Here is an 11,269-nt window from a genome sequence, read left to right as displayed (position 1 = left end):
GGTAAGTGCTTCCTGTTAGTAATCTGGAGGGCTAACACCTTTGAAGGTGCTGGACGCGGGGTGGGGTGCCTTTTCTGGCGGGAAAAAGATGTCTGAGCGCAGCGAGTTGTTTTTCCCAGAAGAAAAGGCACCCCTCCCCGGGGCAGGCTCAACGCCAGTTATACAACTTCGAACAGTCCGGCTGCGCCTTGGCCTCCGCCAACGCACATGGTAACGACAACGTATTTGGCGCCGCGGCGCTTGCCTTCAATCAGCGCGTGGCCAGCAAGGCGAGAGCCGGTAACACCGTAAGGATGACCAATAGAAATAGAGCCACCGTTAACATTCAGTTTTTCCATGGGAATACCCAGACGATCACGGCAGTAAACCACCTGCGACGCAAAGGCTTCGTTCAGTTCCCACAGATCGATGTCATCCATGGTCAGGCCATTGCGCTCCAACAGACGCGGAATGGCAAAGACCGGGCCAATACCCATCTCATCCGGCTCACACCCTGCTACCGCAAAGCCACGGAAAATGCCCATAGGTTCAATGTTGTGCTTCTCAGCGTAGGTGCTGTTCATCACCGTGCAAACCGACGCGCCATCCGACAACTGACTGGCATTGCCCGCCGTGACAAAATTGCCCTCACCACGCACCGCACTCAAACCCTGCAGACCTTCAAGCGTCGTGTTCGGACGATTGCACTCATCACGTGTGAGCGTGACGTCTTTTTTACTGACCTCACCGGTTTCCTTGTCCTTCACCATCATGGTCGCGTCAAAAGGTACAATTTCATCATCAAACTTGCCCGCTTCCTGGGCAGCCGCCGTGCGCTGCTGGGAGATCAGAGCGTATTCGTCCTGAGACTCACGGCTCACCTTGTAACGCTGAGCGACGATATCGGCCGTTTCAATCATCGACATGTACAGCTCAGGCTTATTCTTCATCAACCATTCATTGGTCGCATGAAAACTGTTGAGCTTATCGTTCTGCACCAGAGAAATAGATTCCACACCGCCAGCCACCATCGCCGGCACCTTCTCTGAAACCACACGCTGCGCAGCAATAGCGATAGCCTGCAAACCAGAACTGCAAAAACGGTTAATCGACATCCCGGCTGTCGTCACCGGCAACCCAGCCCGAATAGCCGCCAAACGAGCCATATTCCTGCCTTGTGCGCCTTCCTGAAAACTTGCGCCGAGAATCACATCCTCAACAATCGCCGGATCAATACCCGCGCGAGCAACCGCGTGTTTAATCACATGCCCCGCAAGATCCACACTGTGCGTGGCGTTCAAAGCGCCCCGGTAAGACTTCCCAAGACCGGTACGTGCGGTAGAAACAATCACTGCGTCTGACATAAAAGTTACCTCGAAATAAAAATAAAGCACCACCCACCGAAGGGTCCGAAAACGGTACAAATGCCCTAGCCAAGCCGGCTTGGCGCGGGTGGTCTTTTCTGCCGGAAAAAAATGTCTGAGCGAAGCGAGTTGTTTTTTCCAGAAGAAAAGACCACCCGCACCGAGCCAGCCCCCAAGCTTGATCAATCAGAGGCCAGCACCCATTTCAAAGACCCTACAAGTCCCCAAATTTCCGACCATCAGCAACCAACTGCGTCAGCAACTCCGCAGGCTTCCACTGCTCACCGCCAACCTCAGAGTGATACTTCTGAACAGCAGCCAGAATCACATCCAGACCCACCTGATCCGCCCAGAACATCGGCCCACCACGATAAGCCGGGAAGCCATAGCCATAAATCCAGACCACATCAATATCCAGAGCCCGATCCGCAATGCCCTCCTGCAGAATCTTGGCCGCCTCATTCACCATCACATACATGCAACGCTCAAGAATTTCCTGATCCGTAATTTCGCGAGAACGGATGCCCTGCTCCTTACGGAAATCCTCAATAATCCGCTCCACCTCAGGATCCGGAATGGGCTTGCGGCTGCCCTCTTCATACTTGTAAACACCCGCCATGGTCTTCTGGCCAAAACGTTCCTGCTCCGCCAGTTTATCCATCCAGCTGGGCGCTACTTGCTCACCGGCGTTGCGCAGCTCTTCACGGATCCGATAACCCACATCAATACCGGCCAGGTCCGACATCGCGAACTGACCCATGGGATAACCCAGGTCCGTCAGCACCTTATCAACCTGCTGCGGCGTGGCGCCTTCGTTGACCAGAGCCATGGCTTCGGTGCCGCGCTTGTGCAGCATGCGGTTGCCAACAAACCCGTGGCAGTTGCCGACCAGCACACCCACTTTCTTGATCTTCTTGGCCACCGCCATCACGGTCGCCTTCACCTCGTCTGACGTCTTGCTACCGCGCACATTCTCCAGCAGCCGCATCACGTTGGCCGGACTGAAAAAGTGCATGCCCACCACGTCTTCCGGACGCTTGGTAACAGACGCGATTTCATCAATATCCAGCGTAGAGGTGTTGGAGGCCAGAATGGCACCTGGTTTACAGACCGCATCCAGCTTCGTGAAAATCTCTTTTTTAACCGCCATGTTTTCGAACACGGCCTCAATCACCAGATCCACGTCTTTAAAATCGTCATAGTTCAGGCTGCCGGTGATCAGCGCCATCCGGTCTTCCACCTGCTGCTGCGTGATGCGTCCCTTTTTCGCAGAGCTTTCATAATTCTTGCGAATGATGCCCAACCCCTTATCCAGAGCTTCCTGCTTCATCTCAACGATGGTTACGGGGAGGCCAGCGTTGGCGAAATTCATGGCGATGCCACCGCCCATGGTGCCAGCACCAATGATGCCCACGCTGTTCACGTCGCGCACCGGCGTATCTTTCGACAAGCCTTTAACTTTGGAAACCTCACGCTCGGCAAAGAACGAATGAATCAAGCCATCGCGCTGGGGTGAGTCCATACACTCCATAAACAGTTCACGCTCGCGCTTCATGCCTTCGGCAAACGGCAGATTAACCGCGGCTTCCACGGCATCGACGCATTTGAACGGGGAGAACTGACCCCGGGCTTTCTTTTGCAGCACGGCACGGAACTGATCGAATACGTCGCTGCCCTTATCGGCCGCCACTTTGTCGGCCAGATCACGAACCCGGCGCACCGGCTTGCCTTCATCCGCAATCTTCTGTGCATAGGCAAGACCTGCCGCTTTGGGGTCATTACCGTCGTCAACGACATCCACAATGCCCAGCGCGAGAGCGTCTTTCGCCCCCACAAACTCACCAGACGTAATCATTTCCAGCGCTTTCTGCGCGCCGGTCAAACGCGGTAAGCGCTGAGTGCCTCCAGCGCCTGGCAACAGGCCAAGCTTTACTTCTGGCAGGCCAACTTTGGCGCTGCTCAGCGCAACCCGGTAATGGCAACCAAGCGCTGTTTCCAGACCGCCACCCAGCGCCGTACCGTGAATGGCGGCCACCAGAGGTTTATCGCTGTTTTCGAATTGCTCAACCACCGCAGGCAGCCCTGGCTCCTGCATGGGTTTACCGAACTCACGGATGTCTGCACCCGCGATAAACGTCCGGCCTTCACACACCAGCAAAAGTACGTTGGCTGCGGAATCCTTCTGCCCTTGCTCCAACGCTGCAATCAGGCCTGAACGCACCGCATAACTGAGGGCATTCACCGGCGGGTAGTTCACAGTAATTACGCCAATAGTGCCTTCACGATTGTAAGTTACGACCTCAGACATCATTTCTCCCTCGCTTTATATGGAATGTAGTTTTAACAAGCGAAACATAGGTACGATTTAATACAAGTTCTCTCCGGGTTTCAACCATCATTTAAAACCGGGTATAAAAAAACCGCAGAACGAATTCTGCGGTTTCAGAGTAACACTCCGGGCCGGTGGGCATAGCGTTTCGAGGCCCGGCTAGACTCCCAGCGACTCAATATCGCTTGCCAGCATCGCCAACTGATGGGCAATAGAGCCCCGAAGCTTTTCAGCCGAAATCAGGTAAGACGGCGCGGCACAGGTCAACGTCATAATGGTGCCGTCCTGCAGATGAACCGGCACGCCCGCAGAGTTGATGTTGCGATCCCACTCGCCGATGGAAAGACAGAAGCCGTACTTTTTATAGTCCTCCATGGAGCGATCCAGGCCTTCCTTTTTCTCGGGCCAGGATTCGGCGCCATATTTCACCTCCATGGCGTCTTCAATCACTTTTCGACCCTTCTCCGAGACGGCGCAATAGTAGGCGCGGCCAGCGGAGGTGGTTGCCATCGGCAGCTTGAGGCCAATATCCATTCGCAGCAGAGAGGCTTCCGGAGGCAGGCGGTTTTCCACGTAAATCATGTGCAAACGATCGCGGCAGGTCAGCCCGATGGACATATTGGTCTGCCGGGCAAACTCATCCATGTAGGGTTTGGCCAATTGCCGGACTTTCAGGTTGGAAACATAGGCATAACCCAACGCCAACACGCCTGAACTGAGCTGGTATTTTTCCAGCTGGGTGTTGTAACTCAGATACCCCAGCTTGGTCAGCGTGTAGGTCATACGAGACACCGTGGGCTTGGGCAGGTTAGTCAGCCGGGCTATGTCCTGATTACCAAGAATAACCGGCCCGTGGCTGAACGCCCGCAACACATCCAGACCACGGGACAGCGCCTCCACGAACTTCCGGTCTTTCTGCGGCTTCACCGGATCGTCGTCAGCGGAAGCAGCCATCAGTTCCGGTGGAAGGGTTTTTGTTTTTGACATAATGTGGCGTCCTCCAATAACGTCACCTGCTCCCGTGTTTCGGGCTGAAACGCTGTGTTTAAAAAATATGCCGCATGTTAATGGTTGATGAACTCAAGTACCACAAACTCCTGACAAAATAGAAACCTCTGAAAGCCCTCTACTACATTGTTGGCAAAACAACGATTTCGAGCGCCAGAAGCAACAGCAATAATGGCACCGCTATTACGACAAACAGGCCATTCCAGCGGAATGCGACGACCCGTCGCGGAACTTGGCCAAACCGGGACAACAGCATAACGGAAGGCCCGAAGGGCGAAAGCATCATCGCCAACGAAAAACCGATAACCAGAGCGACCGATATAAGAATCGGATCCATGCCTTCTGCAATGAGCTGCGGCAGAAGACCGGCCTGAACACTGAGCACCGTAATCGGAATAATCCCAACCATTGATAGCAGCGGTAATATTAAAAGCCCGGCTACGGCAAGCAACCACATACCACCCGGCGACGTCGCCAGCCCGCTTAACGCATCGCTTGGAATGACGCTGGAAAGCGTCACGCCCAAAATTGCTGAGGCGGCAAAAATCGCCATCTCGTTATTCATCGCTGAAACCTGAGTCATACTCTCTTTCAGTACAACCCCAAGCGACCTTTCGTGCCACGCCATATATAGGAGCGTGATGGAAGGCACCGCCAGCATCGCGGCGACGGACACTTTAAAATCCGTCCAGGCGACAATAATCGCCATCATGAGAAACACGACCAGAACCAGGCCCAGCAGCCTCAACGTGCCCGGCGGCCACTGCTTCATAACGGCTCGCTCACGACTGACCTGATGGAACCGCCGGCGCTCCAGTACCCAACCCACCGCAATCAGAACCGCGGCCGCCGCCAGGCCGTAGGGCAAAAGCATGGACCAGCTTAACTGGGGCAACTCCCGGGTCAGTATGGCCACAGCAACACTGGTTGGCGCCACCAGCGGCACAAGCGCAAAGCCCCGAAGCGCACTGGTTAACACGCTTCGCAACCATTGCAGCCTGGACTCACCGGTAATTCCGCGCTCACTCAGGGTGTCGGACAAAGTGCCACACAGCAGATTCATCATGCCGAAATTCAAAACAGAGGCAATGCCACAGCTGACCAAAGCGTACTTGGGATACAACCAGACCGGCCGGCCACCCAGCAGCACATCGTGGATCCGGCGCAGCACCTCAAAGCGCCTGGCTAGGCACTGCATCATACCCAGGCTGCCAAGAAATGCGGCGTAAAATGCGGCGTCGCCAGACGCTTTAATCAACCGCTCAGCGCCCAGCTGCCCGCTTAGACCAAACCAGGCGGTGACCGCCAGAGAACCCAACAACAGAATACGAGAGTATGCCTGTAAGCGATTACCCGCAGACACAAAACAGACAATGAACAACACGCCTGCGATGGCACTGAGTTGGCCATTGGAAAGGCATATGGCCACCAACTCAAGCAAAACCGCCAAAGATAGTAGCCAGCGATCTACAGCATTCATACCTGCTCTGTCCTTATTAGAGTGGTTCTGACAGAGATGGTCTCTGCTTGCATTTCGCACACACCCGGATTAGTCTTTTGCTAAGCCAATACAAAACATAGTTCCGCTGAATGAAATTACACTAGCGCAAATGACATGACAACCCGGAAGCTATTATCTTCCGAGTCGCGGGTTAAACCTTTCGGGGGCGGGCGTTACTGCTGTTATTGAACGAGTTAACAACTGATTTTCATTGAGGAGAAACAACATGGCTTCTGCACCTTGGGATGACCTGCTGCAATTTGACAAACAACTGGACGAAACCGAGCGCCAGGTTCGGGACAGCATTCGCAGTTTCTGTGACCAGCGCTTGATGCCGGGCATCATCGAGGCCAACCGCCATGAAACGTTCGATCGCAACATCTTCAACGAAATGGGTGACCTGGGCATGCTTGGCGCTACCTTGCCGGAAGAGTACGGCGGCCCGGGCCTCAACCACGTTTGTTACGGACTGATCGCCCGCGAGGTGGAGCGTGTTGATTCCGCTTACCGGTCCGCACTGAGCGTTCAGTCTTCGTTGGTTATGCACCCGATTCACGCCTTCGGCCAGGAAGCTCTTAAAAAGCGCATTCTGCCCAAACTGGCCTCTGGTGAAATGGTCGGCTGCTTCGGTCTGACCGAACCCAACCACGGCTCTGACCCGGCCGGCATGGAAACCCGCGCCAAAAAAGTGGACGGCGGCTACCTGCTGAGTGGCTCCAAAACCTGGATCACCAATTCGCCCATTGCCGATGTGTGCGTGGTCTGGGGCAAGCTGGACGGCAAAGTAACTGGCTTTGTTATCGAGCGCGAAGGCTCAAAAGGTCTCGAAACCCCCAAAATTCCGGGAAAATTCTCGCTTCGGGCCTCAGAGACCGGCTCCATCTTTATGGATGAGGTGTTTGTACCCGAGGAAAACAAGCTGGACGTAGAGGGCTTGAAAGGCCCATTCAGTTGCCTGAACAAAGCCCGATTCGGCATTAGCTGGGGTTCCCTGGGTGCCGCTGAATTTTGCTGGCACGCCGCCCGCAGTTACACCCTCGAGCGCAAGCAGTTCGGCAAGCCTCTGGCCGCCAACCAGCTTATCCAGAAAAAGCTGGTAGACATGCAAACCGAAATCACCTTGGGCCTGCAAGCCGCGTTGCAACTCGGCCGCATGATGGACAGCGGTGACGCCACTCCGGATGCCATTTCGCTGCTCAAGCGCAATAACTGTGGCAAGTCACTGGATATCGCACGGGTTGCCCGCGACATGCACGGCGGCAACGGTATTTCCGACGAATACCACGTGATTCGTCACGTCATGAACCTCGAAGCCGTCAACACCTACGAAGGCACTCATGACGTCCACGCCTTGATTCTTGGCCGTGGTCAGACAGGCATCGCAGCGTTTAGCTGATATCCAAAAGCCCAACACGACGAGGCTATCCAATGAACATGAATTACACCACCGAGGAACTCGCTTTTCGAAACGAAGTGCGGGCGTTCCTGGATGAGAAATTACCGGCCGACATTGCCGCGAAAGTGAAGGGTTTCCGCCACCTGTCCAAAGAAGACCACCAGCGCTGGCAGCAAATTCTCTGCAAGCAGGGCTGGTACGCCACGCACTGGCCGGAAGCATACGGCGGTGTGGAATGGACACCGGTTCAGAAGCACATCTGGGACGAAGAGTCCTGCCATTACGGCGTACCGCGTTCTGTGCCGTTCGGCGTGAACATGGTGGCGCCGGTTATCATCAAGTTCGGCAACGAAGAGCAGAAACAGACATACCTGCCTCGCATCCTGAGCGGCGAAGACTGGTGGTGTCAGGGTTATTCCGAACCAGGCGCCGGCTCCGACCTGGCATCCCTGAAAACCCGGGCTGTGCGCGAGGGCGACCACTACATTGTGAACGGCCAGAAAACCTGGACCACACTGGGCCAGTACGCCAACATGATTTTTTGCCTGGTGCGCACCAATACCGAGGTGAAGGCACAGGCCGGCATTTCCTTCCTGCTCATTGACATGAACACGCCAGGCATCACTGTGCGGCCGATCATCACTCTGGATGGCGAGCACGAGGTGAACGAAGTCTTCTTTGAAGACGTCAAGGTTCCCGTTGAAAACCTTGTTGGTGAGGAAGATAAAGGCTGGACCTACGCCAAGTTCCTGTTGACCTATGAGCGCACCGGTCTGGCCGGCATCGGCTTGTCCAAGGCCGCTCTGTCGCACTTGAAGCAACTGGCCTCCCGTCGCATCAAGAATGGCCGCCCGCTGATTGAAGACACAACGTTCAGCCAGCGCATTGCCAAGGTCGAGATTGACCTTATGGCAGCAACCATCAGCAACCTGCGCATTATTGCAGCCGTTGAAGGCGGCGGCATGCCCGGCGCGGAAAGCTCCATGCTGAAAGTGAAAGGCACGGAAATTCGCCAGTCTATTAATGATCTGGCACGCAGAGCCATAGGGCCTTACGCCATTCCGTTTGTGGAAGAGGAACTGAGCCATGATTACGACGGCGAGTTCCTGTCAGACGAGAACGCCGCTCCTCTCTCAGCTCAGTATTTCAATAACCGTAAGCTCTCGATTTTCGGCGGATCCAACGAGATCCAGAAAAATATCGTATCGAAAATGATTCTTGGGCTTTAAGGAGGCGACCATGGATTTCCGACTCAATGAAGAGCAGCAGATGCTGCAGGACACCGTGGCCCGCCTGGTGCGCGGTGAATACAGTTTTGAAAAGCGCCTGGCGTTCAGCGAAACCGACGCTGGGTTCAGCGTGGATTTCTGGAAGCAGCTCAGCGAACTGGGGCTGACTGCTGTTCCTTTTCCCGAGGAGCTCGGCGGCTTCGATGGTGGCGGCGTAGAAGTGCAGTCGGTTATGACCGAACTGGGCCGCGGCCTGTGTCTGGAGCCGTACCTGCAGTCTGTTATTTTTGCCGGTGGCCTGATCGGTCAGGCTGGCAACGACAGCCAGAAAGAAACCTGGCTGGGCGGCATTGCCAGCGGCGAACTGCAAGCGGCGGTTGCGCTTCAGGAACCCCAGAGTTTCTATAATCTGAACGATGTGGAAACCCGCGCCGAGAAAAAAGACGGTGGCTACCTGCTCAATGGCCGCAAAGCCGTGGTCATTGGCGGGCATTGTGCTGACGTTATTCTGGTTTCCGCACGCACCTCGGGCGATACCCGCGATGCCAGCGGTATCAGCCTGTTTGCACTTAAAGCGGATACGGCCGGAATCGAGCGCCGGGTTTACCCGACCATTGACGGCTCCAAAGGCTGTGACCTTACTCTGAATAATGTTCAGGTGAGTGCCGACGCGCTGCTGGGCGACGAAGACGACGCGGCTAATGCCTCGCACGCGTCGCACGCGTCGAGAGTAATCGAGTATCAGTCAGGCCGTGCGATTGCCGCTCTGTGCGCCGAAGCCGTGGGTGTTATGGAAGTGGCCAACGAGCTGACCCTGGACTACCTCAAGCAGCGCAAGCAGTTTGGCGTACCCATCGGCAAGTTTCAGGTACTGCAGCATCGCATGGTCGACATGATGTCTGAGCTGGAGCAAGCCCGATCCATGGCCACTCTGGCCGCCAGCGTAGCCGATGAAGAGCAAAGCGATGAGCGCCGCCGCGTGCTGTCTGCCGCCAAGAACGTGATAGGCCGCAGTGGGCAGTTTATTTCAGAACAGGGTATACAATCCCACGGTGGCATTGGCATGACATGGGAGTACAATTTTGCCCATTACGCCAAGCGTTTGATCATGATCAACCATCAACTGGGCGATGATGACTTCCATCTGGAGCGCTACGCGTCCCTTCTGCAGGCAGGATGAGCACTATGAAGACAGGCACCGCAGACATCACCGGTAGCGCAGATAACAAAAGCGCCGACGCAAATGCACTGAAAAACGCGGAATGGCACGTTCGCACCGAACTGGCGGCGGCGTATCGACTCGTCGCCCTGTTCGGATGGGACGATCTGGTTTTCACCCATCTCTCTGCCCGGGTGCCTGGCCCGGAACATCACTTTCTTATTAATCCCTATGGGTTATTGTTCCACGAGATTACCGCCTCGTCGCTGGTGAAAGTAGACAGCGACGGGCAGGTTGTGGAATCTGCCGGCCTGGGCCGGGTGAACCCCGCCGGATTCACCATCCACAGCGCCGTGCACATGGGGCGCGACGATGCCGGTGCGGTTATGCACCTGCATGCGCCAGACGGTGTGGCGGTGTCTGCCCACAGAGACGGCCTGCTGCCGCTAAGCCAGACGGCCATGCTTTGCCTGGCGCACCTGAGCTACCACGATTATGAAGGCGTAGCTTTGAATCTGGACGAGCGTGAACGGCTGATAAAAGACCTCGGCAACAAGTCTATGATGATGCTACGCAATCACGGCGTTCTCACCGCGGGAAAAAACGTACCTGAGACCTTTACCTACCTGTACTTCCTGATGAAAGCCTGCGAGATACAAGTGAAAGCGCAGAGTTGCGGCCCGGTGCATACGCCCTCCGAGCAGGCCATCCGAACGACCGCAGACCAGTCACAGGCTCTGGGTAGCGCAGCGGCGTTAACCTGGCCGGCACTGCTGCGGCTTCTCGACAGCAAAAACCCCGGTTACGCGGTATAGAAGGTTGCAGGGTGATGGAAATACAGCTCAGTGAGCTGGCGAGCCATAAAGGCCGCCTGTGTTGCTACAGCCCCTGGCTGACGATTACCCAGGACATGATCGAGGCGTTTGCCGATGCCACGGGGGATCATCAGTGGATTCACGTGGATGTTGAACGGGCAACGCGGGAGTCGCCCTGGAAAAGCCCGGTCGCCCATGGCTATCTGACGGTCTCCCTGATTTCCCGGCTTAACCCTCAGGCGCTGCGGGTAACAGGCACCTCCGCCACTATCAATTACGGAATGAACAAGCTGCGCTTTCCAGCAGCCGTGCCGGTGGGCTCGGATATCCGCACGAAAGTTGAGCTGATAGACGTGGCCGCCGTGGACGACAAAAGAACGCTGGCGACGTACAAAACCACCGTCGAAATAAACGGCCGGGACAAACCGGCCTGCGTCGCAGAAAACCTCGCTATGTACGTGATCTGAGCGAGGCTGCGTTATTCCAATA

General features: G+C 55.7%; 9 protein-coding genes. 5 read left to right on the top strand and 4 right to left on the bottom strand.

Annotation, left to right across the window (positions count from 1 at the left end):
• Nucleotides 1-158: 158 nt before the first annotated feature.
• The 4 genes from ENI00_RS09470 to ENI00_RS09455 all read right to left on the bottom strand — a co-directional run bounded on the left by ENI00_RS09470 (nt 159) and on the right by ENI00_RS09455 (nt 6,160).
• Nucleotides 159-1,343, bottom strand: a complete 1,185-nt coding sequence (locus tag ENI00_RS09470) for an acetyl-CoA C-acyltransferase (protein ID WP_304101560.1) — start codon at nt 1,341-1,343, stop codon at nt 159-161.
• Between the two features lie 214 nt (nt 1,344-1,557).
• Complete coding sequence (locus tag ENI00_RS09465; protein ID WP_304101559.1) at nt 1,558-3,651, bottom strand: 3-hydroxyacyl-CoA dehydrogenase NAD-binding domain-containing protein; 2,094 nt, start codon at nt 3,649-3,651, stop codon at nt 1,558-1,560.
• 180 nt (nt 3,652-3,831) lie between these two features.
• Nucleotides 3,832-4,659, bottom strand: a complete 828-nt coding sequence (locus ENI00_RS09460; RefSeq protein WP_304101558.1) for an IclR family transcriptional regulator — start codon at nt 4,657-4,659, stop codon at nt 3,832-3,834.
• A 142-nt stretch (nt 4,660-4,801) separates the two neighbouring features.
• The gene (locus ENI00_RS09455) at nt 4,802-6,160 is read right to left on the bottom strand and encodes a hypothetical protein (RefSeq protein WP_304101557.1); all 1,359 of its coding nucleotides are present in this window, start codon (nt 6,158-6,160) and stop codon (nt 4,802-4,804) included.
• A 247-nt stretch (nt 6,161-6,407) separates the two neighbouring features.
• Between ENI00_RS09455 and ENI00_RS09450 the strand changes: the two genes are divergently transcribed.
• From ENI00_RS09450 to ENI00_RS09430, 5 genes are read left to right on the top strand one after another with little or no spacing between them, the layout of a single operon-like run.
• Complete coding sequence (locus ENI00_RS09450) at nt 6,408-7,577, top strand: acyl-CoA dehydrogenase (protein WP_304101556.1); 1,170 nt, start codon at nt 6,408-6,410, stop codon at nt 7,575-7,577.
• Between the two features lie 32 nt (nt 7,578-7,609).
• Nucleotides 7,610-8,806 carry an acyl-CoA dehydrogenase family protein gene (locus tag ENI00_RS09445; protein WP_304101555.1) on the top strand — a complete coding sequence of 399 codons (1,197 nt, stop codon included), beginning with the start codon at nt 7,610-7,612 and terminating at the stop codon, nt 8,804-8,806.
• A 10-nt stretch (nt 8,807-8,816) separates the two neighbouring features.
• Nucleotides 8,817-9,986, top strand: a complete 1,170-nt coding sequence (locus ENI00_RS09440) for an acyl-CoA dehydrogenase family protein (protein WP_304101554.1) — start codon at nt 8,817-8,819, stop codon at nt 9,984-9,986.
• Nucleotides 9,987-9,991: 5 nt separating this feature from the next.
• On the top strand, nt 9,992-10,780 hold the full coding sequence (locus ENI00_RS09435; RefSeq protein ID WP_304101553.1) for a class II aldolase/adducin family protein: 789 nt from the start codon (nt 9,992-9,994) through the stop codon (nt 10,778-10,780).
• Nucleotides 10,781-10,794: 14 nt separating this feature from the next.
• Entirely contained in the window at nt 10,795-11,247 is a 453-nt protein-coding gene (locus ENI00_RS09430) for a MaoC family dehydratase (protein WP_304101552.1), read from the top strand.
• Nucleotides 11,248-11,269: the final 22 nt, after the last annotated feature.

This window comes from Marinobacter antarcticus, from assembly GCF_011049865.1.
In the GTDB taxonomy this organism is placed as follows: domain Bacteria; phylum Pseudomonadota; class Gammaproteobacteria; order Pseudomonadales; family Oleiphilaceae; genus Marinobacter; species Marinobacter antarcticus_A.
The sequence above is the reverse complement of the archived record's forward strand: the minus strand, read 5'-3'. Positions and strand labels throughout refer to the sequence as shown.

Excerpts from the sequence above, each read along its gene's own strand:
- ENI00_RS09450 (WP_304101556.1), top strand. The coding sequence starts at position 6,408 with ATGGCTTCTGCACCTTGGGATGACCTGCTGCAATTTGACAAACAACTG.
- ENI00_RS09445 (WP_304101555.1), top strand. The coding sequence starts at position 7,610 with ATGAACATGAATTACACCACCGAGGAACTCGCTTTTCGAAACGAAGTG.
- ENI00_RS09435 (WP_304101553.1), top strand. The coding sequence starts at position 9,992 with ATGAAGACAGGCACCGCAGACATCACCGGTAGCGCAGATAACAAAAGC.
- ENI00_RS09460 (WP_304101558.1), bottom strand. The coding sequence starts at position 4,659 with ATGTCAAAAACAAAAACCCTTCCACCGGAACTGATGGCTGCTTCCGCT.
- ENI00_RS09470 (WP_304101560.1), bottom strand. The coding sequence starts at position 1,343 with ATGTCAGACGCAGTGATTGTTTCTACCGCACGTACCGGTCTTGGGAAG.
- ENI00_RS09440 (WP_304101554.1), top strand. The coding sequence starts at position 8,817 with ATGGATTTCCGACTCAATGAAGAGCAGCAGATGCTGCAGGACACCGTG.
- ENI00_RS09455 (WP_304101557.1), bottom strand. The coding sequence starts at position 6,160 with ATGAATGCTGTAGATCGCTGGCTACTATCTTTGGCGGTTTTGCTTGAG.
- ENI00_RS09430 (WP_304101552.1), top strand. The coding sequence starts at position 10,795 with ATGGAAATACAGCTCAGTGAGCTGGCGAGCCATAAAGGCCGCCTGTGT.
- ENI00_RS09465 (WP_304101559.1), bottom strand. The coding sequence starts at position 3,651 with ATGTCTGAGGTCGTAACTTACAATCGTGAAGGCACTATTGGCGTAATT.